This is a genomic window from Streptomyces fildesensis, assembly GCF_016107395.1.
GTDB lineage: Bacteria > Actinomycetota > Actinomycetes > Streptomycetales > Streptomycetaceae > Actinacidiphila > Actinacidiphila fildesensis.
The window spans coordinates 1-16,571 of sequence record NZ_JAAIKO010000040.1 but is presented as its reverse complement, the minus strand read 5'-3'; the positions used below and the strand labels follow the sequence as shown (position 1 = coordinate 16,571).

15 protein-coding genes are annotated in these 16,571 nt (G+C 69.0%); 4 read left to right on the top strand and 11 right to left on the bottom strand.

Annotation, left to right across the window (positions count from 1 at the left end):
• Genes C6N31_RS33590 through C6N31_RS33575 form a run of 4 tightly spaced genes read left to right on the top strand, consistent with a single transcriptional unit; the run spans position 1 to position 3,236 of the window.
• Positions 1 to 861, top strand: a complete 861-nt coding sequence (locus C6N31_RS33590; protein ID WP_138354807.1) for a RecB family exonuclease — start codon at positions 1 to 3, stop codon at positions 859 to 861.
• A gap of 40 nt (positions 862 to 901) precedes the next feature.
• Positions 902 to 1,573 (top strand): response regulator, encoded by a 672-nt coding sequence (locus C6N31_RS33585; RefSeq protein WP_138354806.1) that lies wholly within the window; start codon positions 902 to 904, stop codon positions 1,571 to 1,573.
• Between the two features lie 52 nt (positions 1,574 to 1,625).
• Positions 1,626 to 2,201 carry a GNAT family N-acetyltransferase gene (locus C6N31_RS33580; RefSeq protein WP_198358930.1) on the top strand — a complete coding sequence of 192 codons (576 nt, stop codon included), beginning with the start codon at positions 1,626 to 1,628 and terminating at the stop codon, positions 2,199 to 2,201.
• Between the two features lie 51 nt (positions 2,202 to 2,252).
• Positions 2,253 to 3,236 (top strand): sigma-70 family RNA polymerase sigma factor, encoded by a 984-nt coding sequence (locus tag C6N31_RS33575; RefSeq protein ID WP_138354804.1) that lies wholly within the window; start codon positions 2,253 to 2,255, stop codon positions 3,234 to 3,236.
• Here C6N31_RS33575 and C6N31_RS33570 read toward each other — a convergent pair.
• The 11 genes from C6N31_RS33570 to C6N31_RS33520 all read right to left on the bottom strand — a co-directional run.
• Positions 3,147 to 3,575 (bottom strand): STAS domain-containing protein, encoded by a 429-nt coding sequence (locus C6N31_RS33570; protein ID WP_187144814.1) that lies wholly within the window; start codon positions 3,573 to 3,575, stop codon positions 3,147 to 3,149. The two genes, C6N31_RS33575 and C6N31_RS33570, sit on opposite strands and share 90 nt — an antisense overlap.
• 103 nt (positions 3,576 to 3,678) lie before the next feature.
• Positions 3,679 to 4,797 carry a MerR family transcriptional regulator gene (locus C6N31_RS33565; RefSeq protein WP_138354803.1) on the bottom strand — a complete coding sequence of 373 codons (1,119 nt, stop codon included), beginning with the start codon at positions 4,795 to 4,797 and terminating at the stop codon, positions 3,679 to 3,681.
• Positions 4,798 to 4,952: 155 nt separating this feature from the next.
• A complete protein-coding gene (locus tag C6N31_RS33560; RefSeq protein ID WP_138354802.1) occupies positions 4,953 to 6,551 on the bottom strand; it encodes an ABC transporter substrate-binding protein in 1,599 nt (532 codons plus the stop codon).
• Positions 6,552 to 6,579: 28 nt separating this feature from the next.
• On the bottom strand, positions 6,580 to 8,181 hold the full coding sequence (locus tag C6N31_RS33555; RefSeq protein ID WP_138354801.1) for an ABC transporter substrate-binding protein: 1,602 nt from the start codon (positions 8,179 to 8,181) through the stop codon (positions 6,580 to 6,582).
• A 107-nt stretch (positions 8,182 to 8,288) separates the two neighbouring features.
• A complete protein-coding gene (locus C6N31_RS33550; protein WP_232485980.1) occupies positions 8,289 to 9,629 on the bottom strand; it encodes an oligopeptide/dipeptide ABC transporter ATP-binding protein in 1,341 nt (446 codons plus the stop codon).
• Positions 9,613 to 10,674, bottom strand: a complete 1,062-nt coding sequence (locus C6N31_RS33545; protein ID WP_138354800.1) for an ABC transporter ATP-binding protein — start codon at positions 10,672 to 10,674, stop codon at positions 9,613 to 9,615. Before C6N31_RS33545 ends, C6N31_RS33550 begins: the two co-directional genes overlap by 17 nt.
• Positions 10,671 to 11,774: an ABC transporter permease gene (locus tag C6N31_RS33540; RefSeq protein ID WP_232485979.1), complete on the bottom strand. Its 1,104-nt coding sequence runs from the start codon at positions 11,772 to 11,774 to the stop codon at positions 10,671 to 10,673. The genes C6N31_RS33545 and C6N31_RS33540 overlap by 4 nt, the downstream gene beginning before the upstream one ends.
• Positions 11,774 to 12,784, bottom strand: a complete 1,011-nt coding sequence (locus C6N31_RS33535; RefSeq protein WP_138354799.1) for an ABC transporter permease — start codon at positions 12,782 to 12,784, stop codon at positions 11,774 to 11,776. Before C6N31_RS33535 ends, C6N31_RS33540 begins: the two co-directional genes overlap by 1 nt.
• Positions 12,785 to 12,857: 73 nt before the next feature.
• Entirely contained in the window at positions 12,858 to 14,417 is a 1,560-nt protein-coding gene (locus tag C6N31_RS33530; RefSeq protein ID WP_138354798.1) for an ABC transporter substrate-binding protein, read from the bottom strand.
• Positions 14,418 to 14,790: 373 nt separating this feature from the next.
• The gene (locus tag C6N31_RS33525; RefSeq protein ID WP_138354797.1) at positions 14,791 to 15,492 is read right to left on the bottom strand and encodes an HAD family hydrolase; all 702 of its coding nucleotides are present in this window, start codon (positions 15,490 to 15,492) and stop codon (positions 14,791 to 14,793) included.
• A gap of 121 nt (positions 15,493 to 15,613) precedes the next feature.
• The coding region (locus C6N31_RS33520; protein WP_306665048.1) for a vitamin B12 dependent-methionine synthase activation domain-containing protein at positions 15,614 to 16,571 on the bottom strand (958 nt) is incomplete at its 5' end.

Below are 16,571 nucleotides of genomic sequence, written 5' to 3'. Positions count from 1 at the left end.
ATGGGCACCAGCACCTCAGACATCCCTCCCCGGCCACCGTCGTCGCTCTCCCCGTCACGGGCGTCGGACTTCATGCGGTGTCCTCTGCTGTACCGGTTGCGGGTGATCGACAAGTTGCCGGAGAAGCCGAGCGAGGCGGCCACCCGGGGCACCGTGGTGCACGCGGTGCTCGAACGGCTCTTCGACTCCCCCGCTGTCGAGCGTACGGCGGACCGCGCCCGTTCGATGGTTCCGGGCGAGTGGGAGAAGCTGCTGGCCGCCCGGCCCGAGCTGGCCCAGCTCTTCGAGGTGGCGGACGGACCCGGCCTCACCCGGTGGCTGGAGAGCGCCGAGCAGCTCGTCGACCGCTGGTTCACGCTGGAGGACCCGACGCGGCTGGAGCCCGCCGAGCGGGAGCTGTACGTGGAGACGGTGCTGGACTCGGGGCTGACGCTGCGCGGGTACGTCGACCGGCTCGATGTGGCGCCGTCCGGCGATCTGCGGGTGGTCGACTACAAGACCGGCAAGGCGCCCCGCCCGGAGTACGCCGGCGAGGCGCTGTTCCAGATGAAGTTCTACGCGCTGGTGCTGTGGCGGCTGCGCGGGGTGGTGCCGCGCCGGCTGCAGCTGGTCTATCTGGGCAGCGGCGACGTGATCATGTACGACCCGTCGGAAGCGGACCTGCTGAGCGTGGAGCGCAAGCTGCTGGCGCTGTGGGACGCGATCCGCGAGGCCACGGCGACCGGCGAGTGGCTGCCGCGGCGGACCAAGCTCTGCGGCTGGTGCGACCACCAGGCGGTCTGTCCGGAGTTCGGGGGCACTCCCCCGCCCTATCCGCTGCCGCTCCCGGGCCCCGCGCCGTCCGGTGACGACGTGATCTAGGCAAGAATGGGGCGGGTCCGGCAACGACGAGGGAGATCTTGTGGCGATTCGCGTCCTACTGGTGGACGACCAGCCGCTGCTGCGTACCGGCTTCCGCATGATTCTGGAGGCCGAGCCGGACCTTGCCGTGATCGGTGAGGCCGGGGACGGCCAGCAGGCTCTGGACCAGGTGCGGGCGCTGCAGCCCGACGTGGTGCTGATGGACATCCGGATGCCGCGGATGGACGGGGTCGAGGCGACCCGCCAGATCACCGGACCCGGGCGGGACGGACCGGCGAAAGTCCTTGTGCTGACCACCTTCGACCTGGACGAGTACGTGGTCGAGGCGCTGCGCGCCGGTGCCAGCGGTTTCCTGCTCAAGGACGCGCCGGCCGCCGAGCTGGTGCAGGCGATCCGGGTGGTCGCGGCGGGCGAGGCCATGCTCGCGCCCAGCATCACCCGCCGGCTGCTGGACAAGTACGCGGGACGGCTCCCCTCCGGCGAGGAGTCCGTGCCGCAGCCGCTGCACACCCTCACCGAGCGCGAGGTCGAGGTGCTGAAGCTGGTCGCGCGGGGGCTGTCGAACGCGGAGATCGCGGCGGAGCTGTTCGTCAGCGAGACGACCGTGAAGACCCACGTCGGGCATGTGCTGACCAAGCTGGGCTTGCGCGACCGCGTCCAGGCGGCGGTGTACGCGTACGAAAGCGGGCTGGTGCGCCCCGGAGCCGGCTGAGCGGCCGCGGTGGGCGTCGTGGCCGCGCCGCCGGGTCGGTAACGTCCCCGGCATGCAGACCACTCTCCACGGCGCGTCGGTCACGCTGCGTCCGGCCACCGCCGCCGACATTCCCGCGCTCGCCGCGATCCGCTCGACCCCGGAGGTCTACGAACGGTGGCACGGTGACCGGGAGCGGATGGCCGCCTCCGTCGCCGAGGACTTCGCCGAGCCGGACACCGAGGTCTTCGTCATCGAGCACGAGGGCCGGGTGGTGGGCGCGATCCAGTGGGGCGCCGAGGAGGAGCCCGACTACCGGCACGCGAACATCGACATCTACCTCGACCCCGCCTGCCACGGCCGCGGGCTGGGCACCGACGCCGTGCGGACCCTCGCCGGGCATCTGATCGCCGATCACGGGCACCACCGGCTGATCATCGATCCGGCGGCCGACAACACCGCTGCCATCCGCTGCTACACCAAGGTGGGATTCCGGCCGGTCGGCATCATGCGCGACTACGAGCGCGGCCCCGACGGAACGTGGCACGACGGTCTCATGATGGACCTGCTGGCCCGGGATCTTCCGGTTGAGGACAGAACCCGGCGTGGTCCGAGCGATCCCGGGCGCGCTGTCACACCCCCCGCCTAGGATGACCGGGACGGCTGGAGCTGACGGCCGACGGTCGACAAGGGGCCCTCGATGAGTGATCTCGCGGCAATGGACGGTGTGGCTTCGGAGCTGCAGCTAGAGCGGCACCGGGTGGAGCTGACGGGCTACTGCTACCGGATGCTGGGATCGGCGTTCGAGTCGGAGGACGCCGTCCAAGAGACCCTGGTGCGGGCGTGGCGCGGCTTCGACCGGTTCGAGGGCCGGGCGTCGCTGCGGTCGTGGCTGTACCGCATCGCCACCAACGTCTGTCTGGACATGCTCAAGGCGCGCGAGCGCCGGGCCCGCCCGATGGATCTCGCGTCCCCCGTCTCGTCCTCGTCCCCGTTGACCCCGGCGCTGCCGGAGGCGACGTGGATCGAGCCGATGCCCGACGGCCGGATGCTGCCCTCGGGCGGCGATCCGGCCGAGGTGGCCGCCCAGCGCGATTCGGTCCGGCTGGCGTTCGTCGCCGCGCTGCAGCACCTGGCGCCCCGGCAGCGCGCGGTGCTGATCCTGCGGGAGGTGCTCGCGTGGAAGGCGAGCGAGGTCGCCGAACTGCTCGACACGACGGTGGCGTCGGTCAACAGCGCGCTGCAGCGGGCCCGTTCGGCACTGGCCGCCAGTGATGTCACCGCCAGCGACCCGGCCCGGCCGATGGACGAGACGCAGCGCGCCCTGCTGGCCCGCTACGTCGACGCCTTCGAGCGCTACGACCTGGACTCGCTCACCTCTCTGCTGCGGGAGGACGCGACGCTGTCGATGCCGCCGTACGAGCTGTGGTTCCGCGGCCCCGCGGACATCCGCGGCTGGATGCTCGGCACCGGCATAGGCTGCGCGGGCTCGCGGCTGCTGCCGGTCACGGCGAACGGCTCACCGGCGTTCGGCCAGTACCGGCCCGCTTCCGACGGCGGCCACGAGCCGTGGGCGCTGCAGGTCATCGAGATCTCAGGGGACCGGATCACCGGGATCAACTCGTTCCTCGACACCGCGCACCTGTTTCCGCTGTTCGGCCTGCCTCCCCGGCTGGAGCCGTAACCCCGGCTCCAGGGGAAGCACGTCCCGCAGCCCCGCCAGGGCCAGCAGCCCGCGCAGCCGCCCGCCGGCGTTCCGCAGCCTTATCCGGCTGCCGAGCCGCCGGGCGGTGAGCTGCAGCCGGGCCAGGGCTTCGACGGTGACCGCGTCCGGGTCGGTGAGCGCGGCCACGTCGCAGGTGACCCAGCCCGGTTCCCCGCCGCGCAGCCGGTCCCGCAGGCATGCGCACAGCTCGGGTATGCCGGCGCGGGTGAGCGGGCCGGCCAGGACCCAGACGACCCCGTCCGGGCCCTGCTCCGGCTGCCGTCCGGCCCGCTCCGGCGCCTCGTCGGCTGCGCTCAACGTCGGCCTCCTGTCGTGGGTTCTCCTACGACAGACCTGCCGGCCGGGCAGAACTCATCGCCGGCGGGGTGTACCGGCCCTGCGGTACCCGGCCCCGCAGCGCCTAACGGGCCGGCCCGGCGGCCGCTTCGACGACGTCCGCGACGGCGCAGCTGACGTTGTCGGGCCCGCCGCCCGCGTTGGCCAGCGCGATCAGCTCGCGGACGGCCTGCTCGGGGTCGGTGACCGAGGCGAGCACCCGCTGGATCTCCGGGCCCGGCACCACGGTGGTCAGGCCGTCGGAGCACAGCAGATAGCGGTCGCCGGGGAGGGCGTCGTGCAGGCGCAGATCGGCGGTGGACGCGTCGCCGCCGTCGAGGGCCCGCAGCAGCAGCATCCGCTGGGGGTGCGACGCCGCCTCTCCCGCGCTGATGCGGCCGTCGTCGACCATCGACTGCACGAGGGTGTGGTCGTGGGTGATCTGGAAGAGCTCGCCGCCGCGCAGCAGATAGGCGCGGGAGTCGCCGATGTGGACGAGGGCGAGCTGCGATCCGGTCCACAGCATGGCCGTCAGGGTCGTGCCCGGCCCCTGGAGCGCGCCGTCGGGCCCGGCGAGGCCCCGCACCGCCTCGTTGGCCTCCTGCACGGCGTTCTCGAGGGCGTTGAGGAGACCGCCGGCGGGGACGCCGGGGCTCGTGGTGCCGGTGCGGGTGCTGTCGGCGAGGTCGAGGCGCTTGAGCGCGTCGATGGCGGCGGCGCTCGCGGGCGCCCCGCCGGCGCCGAATCCGTCGGCGACGGCGAGCAGCCGGGCGTCGGCGTAGGCCGCGTCCTGGTTGCTCTCGCGGATCAGACCGGTGTCGGTGAGCGCGGCATAGCGGATCGCCAGAGCTGCTCCGGTGCGTTCCATGACGGTGTCCTTCCGTGACAGGTGGTCGACGAGGAAGGTCGCGAGGTCCCGCCGGGCGTCGGTGTCGGACTCGACCTGTGCCCAGAACGCGGCGACGGCCTCCGCCGCCGCGGCCGGCGCCAGGTCGCACACCACCCGGATCCGGGCCAGCGGCATGCCGAGCCGGCGGAGCCAGGCCACCAGCCCGGCCCGTTCCAACTGCGCCGGATCGTAGAACCGGTAGCCGGTTAGCGGGTCGACGCGGGCGGGCGGCAGCAGTCCGAGTTCGTCGTACAGCCGCAGCGCCTTCGGCGACAGGCCGGACGCGTGTCCGAACTCCCCGATCGTCAGCAGCACCGTGCTCGCCTCCTCGTGCCGGGCGGTGTGCCCGGCTGCCCCGATGCTGTGGTCTGCCCCAGGGACAAGGTCAACCCCGGTCGCCCCGGCACAGCGGAACGGGCCCGGACGACAGTGTCGTCCGGGCCCGTTCCAGTGTCCTGATCAGCCCGTTGTCAGCCCGTCACACCTCGTCCCAGCTCCCAGAACTGGGTCGTGGAGGACGCGTTGAGGGTCCATTCGGTGCCCGTGATGTCGCTGCGGGCGGCGAGGTACTGCTTGCCCTGCCACAGCGGCAGCATCGGCACATCGGTGGCGATGATGTTCTGCATCTGGGTGAAGTCCGGGAAGGTCGCGCTGCGCTGCGTCTTCTGCCGGGTGGAGTTGATCAGCTGGCCCTGGATCAGCGGGTTCGCGTACGCCAGCTCCAGGAAGTTGTCCTTGCCGAGGAACGGCGCGACGTAGTTGTCCGGGTCCGGGAAGTCGGGGAACCAGCCCATCCCGTACACCTGGTACTGGTGCTTGCGCCCGCCGTCGGTGTACGTGTGCCAGTCGGCCACCGGCTGCAGCTTGATCTTGAACAGCCCGCTGGCGTCCAGCTGCTTCTTGAGCAGCTCGAACTCCGCCTTGGTCGCCTCGCCGTAGTGCTCGGTCGTGTACGAGAGCGTCAGCTCGACCGGCGTGGTGATGTTGGCGTCCTTGAGCGTCTTACGGGCCTTCGGCACGCTCGGCTCGCCGTAGGAGTTGTAGAACGAGGTGGCGTGGGCGGTGATGCCGGCCGGGACCATCGAGTACAACGGCTCGGTGGTGCGCTTGTAGACGTCGCGCGTGATGGCCTGCCGGTCCACGATCTGGGCGAAGGCCTCGCGGACCGCCTTCTGCTTCACGACCGGGTCGGCCGTGTTGAAGACCAGGTAGCGGATCTCGGTGCCGGCCGTCTCGGTCAGCTTGACGTTGCTGTCGGTGCTGATGTTGAGGCTGTTCAGCTGGTCGGGCGTCATCGTCCGGTTCATGACGTCGATGTCACCGGCCTTGAGCGCCTTCTCCATGTCCGTGGAGTTCTTGAAGAACTTGAGCTCGATCTTGCTGTTGTTCAGCTTGATCGTGCCCTTGTAGTGCGGGTTCTTCGTGAAGACGGCCGAGTCGCCCTCCTTGAAGGAGTCCAGCTGGTACGGGCCGGAACCCATGATGTCGAAGCCGGGGTGCTGCTTCTTCGCGTCGTACACCTCGCTGTCCACGATCGCCGCGGCGGGCGTGGCCAGCTTGTACGGGAAGGTGGCGTCGGGGTCCTTGAGATGGAAGACGACCGTGGCGTCGTCCGGCGTCTCGACCTTGTCCACGTTGGTCAGAAGGCTGTACGGGCCGTTCTCGTCCTTGATCGCGAGCATGCGGTCGATGGAGAACTTCACGTCCTTGGACGTGAGCGCGTGCCCGTTGGAGAACTCGAGGCCGTCCCGCAGGGTGCAGCGGTACTGCTCGCCGAGTCCGTCGGTGAAGTGGCACTCCTTGGCGGCCTCGGGCTCCGGGTCGGTACCGCTGCGGGGGTAGCGCAGCAGCGTCTGGAACGTGTTGTAGAAGACGTTCCAGGACTGGATGTCGTAGCCCGTGACGGGGTCGAGCGGGGCCGGCGCCTGCGGCGTGATGTGGAACTCGTCGGTGGTGCCGAAGACGATCGCCTTGCCGTCGTCCCCGCTGCCACTGCCGGATCCACAACCGGCGAGTACGGGCGTCATCAGACCCACGACTATCGGCAGCGCGAGCAGCTTGCGATTCATCCTCGACGTTCTCCCTTGTATGTGCTGATCAACTCGTCACGCCCCGCCCGAGCTCCCAGAACTGGGTGGTGGTGGAGGAGTTGAGCGCCCATTCCACACCGGTGATGTCACTGCGGGCAGCGATGTACTGCTTGCCCTGCCACAGCGGCAGCATCGGCACGTCCTGGGCGATGATCTTCTGAGCGGTCTCGAAATCACTGATGGTGGCGCTGCGCTGGGACTGCTGTCGGGTCTGCGGGATCACCTGGCGCTGGATGATGTCGCTCTGGTAGGGCAGCTTCAGGAAGTTGCCCTTGTCGAAGAACGGCGCGATGTAGTTGTCCGGGTCCGGGAAGTCGGGCAGCCAGCTCAGAGCGTAGGCGGCGTACTTGTGCTTCTTCACCTCGGTGAGGAAGACGTTCCACTCCTCGCTCTTGAGCGTGACGTCGAACAGGCCGCTCGCGTCGAGCTGAGCCTTGATCGCCTCGGCCTCCTCCTTGTTGCTGGAGCCGGCGAGGTCCTTGCGGTACCAGTAGTCGAACGCGACCTTGTCGTCGATCCCGGCCTGGTGCAGCAGCGCCTTGGCCTTGGTCACGCTCGGGTCGCCGTAGGTCTTGAAGAAGGAGTTGGCGTGCCCGGTGATGCCCACCGGGACGGGCGAGTACAGCGGATCGGCGGTCCGCTGGAAGACATCACGGGTCAGCGCCTGGCGGTCCAGGATCTGGGCGACGGCCTGGCGGACGGCCTTGGGCCGCACCGCCGGGTCCGTGGTGTCGAAGAACAGGTAGCGGGCCTCGGTGCCGGCCGCTTCGGTGAGCTTGACGTTCTCGCCGTCGCCGGCCTTGAGCAGCCGGTTGATCTGGTCGGGCCGCATGGTGCGGGTGGCGACGTCGACCGTGCCCTTCTTGAGCTCGGCCTCCATCGTGTCCGCGGACGTGAACATCCGCAGCTCCACCTTGCTGTTGTTCAGCTTCAGCGTGCCCTGGTAGTTCGCGTTCCTGGAGAAGACGGCCTTGTCGTCCTGCTTGAAGTCGTCCAGCGTGTAAGGGCCGGAGCCGACGATCTTGAAGCCGTCGTACGGCTTGTCCGCGGGGTAGACCTGGCTGTCCAGGATCGCGGCGGCGGGCGTGGCCAGCTTGAGCGGGAAGGTGGAGTCCGGCGCCTTGAGGCGGAAGACCACCGTCTTCTCGTCGGGCGCCTGCACGGTGGCGACGCCGGAGATCAGCGACGCGGGACCGTTGTCACTGTTGATCTTCAACATGCGGTCGACCGAGAACTTGACGTCCTCGGCCGTCAGCGCGTGACCGTTGGAGAAACTGAGCCCCTTGCGGAGCGTGCACTGGTACACCTGCCCGACCAGGTCGGTGAAGCCGCACTTCTCCGCGGCGTCGGGTTCCGGGTTGGTACCGCTGCGCGGGTAGCGCAGCAGCATCTGGAAGGTGTTGTAGAAGACGTTCCACGTGGCGCTGTCGTACGACGTCGCCGGATCCAAGGGTGACGGGTTCTCCTTGGTCAGCTTGATGCTGTCCGTGGTCCCGACGACGATGGGTTTACCGCTGCTGTCACCGCCACTGCCCGATCCGCCGCAACCGGCGAGGGCGGGTGCGACGACGCCGAGAAGCATCGCCGGCACCAGTAGCTTACGGTTCATCCTCGTCGTTCTCCCTTTGGTCTTTCCGTGCTCAGTCGATCCTTGGCCGTTCCCGGGCGGGCGACGCGACGCCTGCGCCGCCCGCCACCGTGTAGGTGATGATGCGGTTATCCGCCGGAGCCGGGGTACAGGTGGCAGGCCACTTGGACGTCCGTTTCCGGCAGCAGGTTGAGCCGCGGGTCCTGTGATGGCGAGAACTCCACCACGGCCCGGCCGCCTTCTGCGTGCATGGTGATCACGCCCCGCCAGAAGGGCTCGCGCGGCTCGGCCGCCGAGGCCTCCTCACGGAGTCGGCGGAGGTATTCCAGCACATCTTCCGCGCTGTGCCCCCTGCCGGGGGTGACTGCGGCGGAAGTGACCCCGGATTCGGAGAGCGCGTCAAGATCGCCGAAGAGCGCCCTTTCCTTGCCCGCCTCCGCCGGCGGCAGTTCCAGCCACCGGCGTTCCAGCAGGCCACGCAGGTCGCGGGCCTCCCAGCCGCAGCCGGCCAGGGCGACGGGGCAGCGGGGGTGGAAGGAACAACCGAGCGGCGGCTTGGCCGCGTCCGGAATCTCACCGCGCAGCAGCTCGCGCTCGACGGCGAGCGTCGGGTCGGGCTCGGGGATCGCCGCCAGCAGCGCCTTGGTGTACGGGTGCTTGGGGTCGGCGAAGACCTCAGCGGTGGGCCCGTACTCGACGATCCGGCCGAGGTACATGATCGCGATGGTGTCGCAGAAGAACTTCGCGCTGGCCAGATCGTGCGTCACATAGACGTACGTCAGGTCCAGGTCCCGCTTGAGGTCCAGCATCAGCTGCAGGATCTTGGCGCGGACGCTCATGTCGAGCATGGAGATCGGCTCGTCGGCGACGAGGAGCTCCGGCTCGGCGATGATCGCGCGGGCCAGCACGGCCCGCTGCTTCTGGCCGCCGGACAGGTCGCCGGGGAACTTCGTCAGGTACCGCTCGGGAGGGGTCAGGCCGACCCGCTCCAGGGCGTCGGTGACCTTGGCGTCGTACTCCGCGTCGCTGCTCACCAGGTTGTGGATGCGCAGCGGGTGGCCGACGGCGGTGCGGATGTCCATCGCCGGGTTGAGCGAGGCGTGCGGGTCCTGGAAGACCATCTGCAGCTTGCGGCGCAGCGGCCGCATCTTGCGCTCGCCGAACTCGGTGATGTCCTCGCCCCGGTAGCGGATGGTGCCGCCGGTGGCCCGGTTCATGCCCAGCAGGGTCCGGCCGAGGGTGGTCTTGCCCGAGCCGGACTCGCCGACCAGGCCGAGCACCTCGCCCTTGCGCAGCTTCAGGTTCACCCCGTCGACGGCCTTGACCGCGCCCGCCGCCTTGCCGGCGAGCCGGCCGAAGACGTTGCCCCGCATGCCGAAGTGGACCTCGAGGTCCTGCATCTCGACGAGGGTCTCGCGGTCGTCGAGAGCTACGACACCGCTCGCTTCTGTATCAGGCTTCGTCAGCAACGCTGATCTCCTTCACGGCGGCGAGCGGCTCGCGCCCACCCGTTCCCAACTCGTCGGCCATCGAGGGGTCGACCTCGATCGCCTGCTGCCAGCAGACGCTGTGCACGCCGGACGGCAGTACCACCTCGGGCGGCTCCACCTTCGCGCATCCCTGCATCGCCACCGGGCAGCGCGGGCTGAACCGGCAGCCCTCCGGGGGGTGCACCAGGTCCGGGGGGCTACCCGGGATGAAGTGCAGTCCGGTGGTGGAGAGCGAGATCGTGGAGCGGAGCAGCTCCTTGGTGTACGGGTGCTGCGGGTTCGCGAACACTTCGCGGGCATCGCCCTGTTCGACGATATGGCCCGCGTACATCACCGCGACCCGGTCACACGCTTCGGCGACGATACCGAGATTGTGGGTGATCAGCACAAGGGATGTGTCGAAGTTCTTGCGCAGATCGGCAAGGATCTTGATGATCTGTGCCTCGACGAGGACATCGAGCGCCGTCGTGGGCTCGTCCGCGACGATGAACGCCGGGCGCAGCACGAGGGCGAGCGCGATCATGATGCGCTGGCGCATACCGCCCGAGAACTCGTGGGGGTAGCTCTCGTACCGGCTGGCCGGGATGCCCATACCGCGCAGCGCCTCGATGGCGCGCTCGCGCAGCTCGTTCTTCGAGAGGTCCTTGTGGTGCGTGTGCAGGGCCTCCTCGAAGTGCTGGGAGATCCGCATCAGCGGGTTCAGCCGGGTCATCGGCTCCTGGAAGATCAGCCCGAGGTCCGGGCCGCGGAGCTTCTGCAGCTCCTTGGCGGGCAGGCCCACCAGGTTGCGGCCCTTGCCCCCCTTGCTGTTCAGGATCACTTCACCGTCGACGGAGGCGACGGTGGGCGCCAGGCCCAGCACACCGCGGCCGAGGGTGGACTTGCCACAGCCGGACTCGCCGACCAGGCCGAGCGTCTCGCCGGGGCGTACGTCGAAGCTGACGCCGTCGACGGCGCGGACCGGTCCGCGTTCGGTGCCGTACCAGACGCGCAGGTCGCGTACGGAAAGGACAGGTTCGGTCATTTCGCGGCCTCCCCTTCTTCTGCGGTTGCTGCGGTAGCTGCGATTGCTGCGGATTCCGCGGTCGCCGCGGTCTTCGCGGTCTCCGCGGTGACGACTCGGCGGCGGCTGAGCGCGGGCAGCGCCACCTTGGTGATGCGGCGGCGGCGCATGGTCGGGTTGAGGACGTCGTTGAGGCCCTCGCCGAGCAGCGTGAAGCCGAGGATGGCGATCACCATGGCGATGCTCGGGTAGAGGCAGGTCCACCACATTCCGGCGTTGACGTCGCTGATCGCGCGGTCGAGGTCGTAGCCCCACTCGGCGGCGTCGGTGGGCTGGATGCCGAGGCCCAGGAAGCCCAGGCCGGCCAGCGTGCCGATGGCGTCGGCGGCGTTCATCGTGCCGATGACGGGCACCGACTGGATGACGTTGCCGAACAGGTACTTGCGGATCACCACGGAGGGCTTGGCGCCCATCGCGCGGGCCGCCTCCACGAAGGTGGCCTCACGGGCGGAGAGCGCCGAGGCGCGGACCACCCGGAAGTACTGCGGGATGTAGACCACGGTGATCGACAGCGCGGCGGTCACCACGCCCCCGCCGGTGATGCTGGCGAAGACGAAGCCGGCCACGATGGCGAGCAGCAGGTAGGGGAACGCGAAGAGCGCGTCCATCACCAGCACCAGGATGCGGTCGAGCCAGCCGCCGAAGTAACCCGCCAGGAGGCCCAGGAGGACCCCCAGGATGAGCGAGAAGACGACGGCGAGGACCATCACCTCCAGCGCGGTGCGGGCGCCGTAGACGGTCCTGGAGACCACGTCCAGGCTCTGCACGGTGGTGCCGAACCAGTGGTCGCCGTCCGGCGCGCCCTGCTTCGGGAAGGTCTTGCCACCGGACTGGTACGTGTCGAAGTCGTACGGGGCGATCAGCGGAGCGAAGATCGCGGTCAGCACGAAGAGCAGCGAGAGGATCGCGCCGGTCCACAGCATGAACTTGGGCACGCCGTGGGCCTGCCGGACCGCGATCACGATGCGCCGCAGACCGCCGAAGCGGACGGACTTTCCGGGACCCGGAGCCCTGGGGGTTATCTCCGGGTCGAGCGGAGCGGGGAGTGTCGTCTGGGCCATCAGTACCGCACCCTCGGGTCGATCAGCGCGTTGATGAAGTCGATCAGCATGCTGATCACGACGACGACGAGGGCGAAGACGGTGACGATGCCCTGGACGGCGACGTAGTCGCGCTGGTTGATGTAGTCGATGAGCTGGCGACCGATACCGGGCCAGGTGAAGATTCGCTCGGTGAGCACCGCACCGCTGAGCAGCATCGCGACCTGGAGGCCGAGGACGGTGATCACCGGGACCATCGCGTTGCGGAAGGCGTGCCGTCCGACGACGGCGGTCTCCTTCACGCCGCGGGCGCGGGCCGCCTCGATGTAGTCGCCCTGGAGCGACTGGATGAGGTTGATGCGGATCATGCGGATGAAGACACCGACGATCAGCAGGCCCAGCGCGATCGAGGGCAGGACCAGGTGGTTGGCGATGTCGCCGACCGCGTCCCAGTCGCCCACGATCATGGCGTCCACGATGAGGATGTGGGTCTGCGTCGGCACGTTCAGCTGCACCAGTGGGGAGGCCTGGCCGGACGTGGCGCCGAAGGCGAGCATCAGCATGGGCGCTGCGACGATGACCGGCACGGCGTAGCTGAGGATGCCGAAGAGCCGGCCCGCCACGTCGATCGTGCTGTCCCGCAGCCGGCCCGCGAGCAGGCCCACCGGGATACCGATGACGCTCGCGAAGACCAGGGCGCCGAAGGTCAGGGTGAGGGTGGCGCCGCCGTTCTCGATGATGATGTCCCGCACTTGGCGGTGGTCGGAGAACGTGGTGCCGAAGTTCAGGGTGACGACGGACTTCAGGTAGTCCCAGAACTGCTGGTACATCGGGGCGTCGAAGCCCGCGGCATGCCGTCTCGCCGCGAGTTCCGCCGCGTTGAGCTTGCCGCCCTGGGAGGCCGAGATGGGGTCACCGGGGGCCACCCGCATCAGGACGAAGACCAGGACCAGCAGGATGAGAACCATGGGGATTGCGAGCGCGATCCTGGTGAGGATGTAGCGGCGCAGCGACCCGGACTGCTTACTCATGGAGGGGTGTCTTTCTTAGCCGGAGTGGCGGCCGGCCCGCGGGGGAGAGACTCCCCCACGGGCCGGCCGGCCGTCACTTGCCCGTCGAGAGTTCGTAGAAGCGGAACATCGTCGGGTCCAGCGCCTTGTCCACGCCGGTCACACCGTCACGCACGACAGCGGTCTGCTTGCCCTGCCAGACCGGGATGATCGGGGCGTCCTCGGCGACGATCTTCTGGATCTCGGCGAAGGCCTCGTTGCGCACCTTGGGGTCGTTGGAGCCCTGCTCCTTGACCAGCAGCGCCTGGATCGCCGGGTTGTCGTAACCCGTGCCCAGGAACGGCGACTTGCTGAGGAACGGCGACACGTCGTTGTCGGCGTCCGGCAGGTCAGGGAACCAGCCGATCATGTACGAGGCGTAGCTGCCCGCCTTCTCGTCCTTCTGGTACTGCTGCCACTCGGTCGAGCTCAACTTGACGTTGAACAGGCCGGAGGCGTCCAGCTGACGCTTGATCGCGGTGGCCTCGTCGGCAGCCGCGGCACCGTAGTGGCTCGGCGTCCAGGTGTAGGACAGCGCGACCGGGGCGGTGATGCCGGCGGCCTGCAGGATCGCGGCGGCCTTGGCCTTGTCCGGAGCGCCGTACTTGTCCTTGAACGCGTCGGTGTGACCGTCGATGCCGTTGCCGACCATCGAGTAGAGCGGGGCGACGGTGCCGTTGTAGGCGTCCTTCGCGATGCCCTCGCGGTCGATGACCTGCGCGACGGCCTGGCGGACCGCCTTCTGGTCCGACGGCTTCACCTTCGCGTGGAAGACGAAGTAGCGCTTCTCGGTGCCCGTGCCCTCGACGACCTTGACGCCCTGGGTCTTCTTCAGGTCGGCGGTGTCGGTGGGCGACAGGGTGCGGAAGGCCGCGTTGACGGTGCCGTCCTTGACGGCCGCCTTCAGCGCGGACGCCTCGGCGAAGTACTGCAGAACGAACTGGCTGTTCTGCGCCTTGACCGGGCCGCTGTACTTCGCGTTGACCTTGAAGGACGCCTGCTGCTTCGCGGTGTACTTGTCCAGGGTGTACGGGCCGGAGCCGATCACCTTGGTGCCCGCGAGGAGCTTGTCGGCCGGGAAGGTCTTCTCGTCGACGATCGCACCGGCGTCGGTGGCGAGGACCGACGGGAAGGTGGAGTCGGCGCTCTTCAGGTGGAAGATCACCTGGTCCGCGCCCTTGGCCTCGGTCGACTCCAGCGTGCCGAAGAGGCTGGACGGCCCGTTCGGGTCCGCGATCTTCAGCATGCGGTCGAACGAGAACTTGACGCTGGCCGAGGTCAGCTTGTCACCGTTGGAGAACTGAAGACCGGACTGCAGGGTGCAGGCGTAGGTCTTCGGGTCGGTGAAAGCACACGACTTGGCGGCGTCCGGCTCAGGCTTGGTGCCGCCCGTCGGGAAGCGCATCACCTTCTGGTAAACGCTGTCGATGACCTCCCAGGAGCCGTAGTCGTACGCTCCTGCGGGGTCGAGTGACGACACCGAGTCGATGGTCCCGACGATGACGGCGCCCTTGCTGCCGGACGCCGAATTGTCCTTGTTGCCACCGCACGCGGTCACACCGACGGCCAGGAAGGCCACGGCAGCTGCGGCGACGACACGCTTAGTACGTGACATCTAGTGATTCCCCTTGCTCAAATGCCGATCACTCGATTCGGCATTGACCAGTCAGGACACTAGTGGGAACGCTCTCCTTGCCCAGAACACGGAGAAGTTGAGGCAAAATCACATCCCGATAACGGCACTGCAGGTACCGATATGCGGACGATGGAACGATCCGCCCCTCTGTGTCGCAACCCGGACACAACGTCGCGTTTGTTGCCCCGTTTCACGCAAACGGATCATGCGCGTCCGTACCTGTCGACCAACTGAGGGGTGACAAAAATCACGTGACCAAAAATTGGAGCGGGGCGGAATTCAGCCAGCGCATTCGTGACGCGGAATGAGCAGCCGGGCGCCCAGAGTTTCCAAGCTATTCAGCGGCATACGCTCAGTGAACAGTCGCATTCAGAGAGCGCAGAAAAGGCACGCTCAGCTGCTCCAGCGAGCCCACCACCGTGCGGCCCGGCGCCGCCTCGATCGGGACGATCGAGGGCACCGCGACCACCTGGCAGCCCGCCGCCTCGGCGGAGGCGACCCCGGTCGGGGTGTCCTCCACGACCACGCACCGGGCGGGCTCCGCGCCGAGCCGAGCGGCCGCGAGCAGATACGGATCCGGGAACGGCTTGGTGCGGGCGACCTCGTCGCCGGCGAGGGTGAACGCGAAGTGCTCCGCGCCGAGCGTGCGCAGCACCGAGTCGATGATGTGCCGGTGCGAGGCGGACACCAGCGCGGTGGGCACCTGGTGCGCCGCCAGCTCCGTCAGCAGCCGCCGGGCGCCGGGCATCAGCGGCACGCCCCGGGCGATCAGCTCGACGAAGCGCGCGTTGATCGCGGCGGACAGCTCGGGCAGCGTGACCTCGGTGCCCGTGACGGCCATCAGGTGGCCCAGACTGCGGGCCATCGGGCCGCCGACCACGATCGCGCGGTGTGCGCCGTCCAGGGCGTGGCCCAGGGCCGCGAAGACCTCCACCTCGGCGGCCCACCAGATGTCCTCGGTGTCGACCAGGGTGCCGTCCATGTCGAGGAGCACGGCGTGCAGCCCGCGGCCTTGGGCCGGACGGGTGTCGACGGCGGGAATGCTACTGGTCATGCGCACCACTCCTCAGCTGGGCCAGGGGGGCACAAAGGCCGGTCGCGACACACTCCTGATCGGAGTGCGGCGACCGGCCTGTGCCGGACCGTCCAGTGTACGTCGGGTCGCTGGCGAACGCTTAGCGGGCGTTGAAGTACTTCGCCTCGGGGTGGTGAATGACGATCGCGTCGGTGGACTGCTCCGGGTGCAGCTGGAACTCCTCGGACAGCTTCACGCCGATCCGCTCGGGCTCCAGCAGCTCGGCGATCTTCGCCCGGTCCTCCAGCTCGGGGCAGGCCCCGTAGCCGAGCGAGAAGCGCGCGCCCCGGTACTTCAGGGCGAACATGTCCTCGACCTCGTTCGGGTCCTCACCGGCGAAGCCCAGCTCGCTGCGGACCCGGGCGTGCCAGTACTCGGCCATGGCCTCGGCGAGCTGGACGGACAGTCCGTGCAGCTCCATGTACTCACGGTAGGCGTTGGCGGCGAACAGCTCGGCCGTCGCCTCCCCGATCCGGTTGCCGACCGTCACGACCTGCAGACCCACGACGTCGATCTCGCCGGAGTCCTCCGGGCGGAAGAAGTCCGCCAGGCACAGCCGGCGGCCCCGGCGCTGGCGCGGGAAGGTGAAGCGGGTGCGCTCGCTGCCGTCGTCGTTGAGCAGGATCAGGTCGTCCCCCTTGGAGACGCACGGGTAGTAGCCGTAGACCACGGCCGCTTCCAGCAGGCCGTCGGTCTGCAGCCGGTCCAGCAGGCCGCGCAGCCGGGGCCGGCCCTCGGTCTCCACCAGCTCCTCGTACGTCGCTCCGCCCGCGCGGGCCTCCTTCAGGCCCCACTGGCCCTTGAAGAGCGCGCCCTCGTCGACCCAGGACGCGTAGTCCTTGAGCGGGATGCCCTTGATGACGCGGCTGCCCCAGAACGGCGGCGTCGGGATCGGGTTGTCCACGGCCACGTCCGAGCGGATCTGCCCGAGGTTGATCTCGGGCTCCTCCTCCACGACGCTGGCGCGCTTGGCCACCCGGCGCTGCTTGAGCTCCGGCAGGACGGCGCCGGGGACGCCGCGCTTGACGGCGATCAGCGCGTCCATCAGCCGCAGGCCT

Coding starts and splice junctions, on each gene's coding strand:
- C6N31_RS33590 (WP_138354807.1), top strand. CDS start 1: ATGGGCACCAGCACCTCAGACATCCCTCCCCGGCCACCGTCGTCGCTC.
- C6N31_RS33580 (WP_198358930.1), top strand. CDS start 1,626: ATGCAGACCACTCTCCACGGCGCGTCGGTCACGCTGCGTCCGGCCACC.
- C6N31_RS33575 (WP_138354804.1), top strand. CDS start 2,253: ATGAGTGATCTCGCGGCAATGGACGGTGTGGCTTCGGAGCTGCAGCTA.
- C6N31_RS33560 (WP_138354802.1), bottom strand. CDS start 6,551: ATGAATCGCAAGCTGCTCGCGCTGCCGATAGTCGTGGGTCTGATGACG.
- C6N31_RS33555 (WP_138354801.1), bottom strand. CDS start 8,181: ATGAACCGTAAGCTACTGGTGCCGGCGATGCTTCTCGGCGTCGTCGCA.
- C6N31_RS33545 (WP_138354800.1), bottom strand. CDS start 10,674: ATGACCGAACCTGTCCTTTCCGTACGCGACCTGCGCGTCTGGTACGGC.
- C6N31_RS33540 (WP_232485979.1), bottom strand. CDS start 11,774: ATGGCCCAGACGACACTCCCCGCTCCGCTCGACCCGGAGATAACCCCC.
- C6N31_RS33535 (WP_138354799.1), bottom strand. CDS start 12,784: ATGAGTAAGCAGTCCGGGTCGCTGCGCCGCTACATCCTCACCAGGATC.
- C6N31_RS33530 (WP_138354798.1), bottom strand. CDS start 14,417: ATGTCACGTACTAAGCGTGTCGTCGCCGCAGCTGCCGTGGCCTTCCTG.
- C6N31_RS33525 (WP_138354797.1), bottom strand. CDS start 15,492: ATGACCAGTAGCATTCCCGCCGTCGACACCCGTCCGGCCCAAGGCCGC.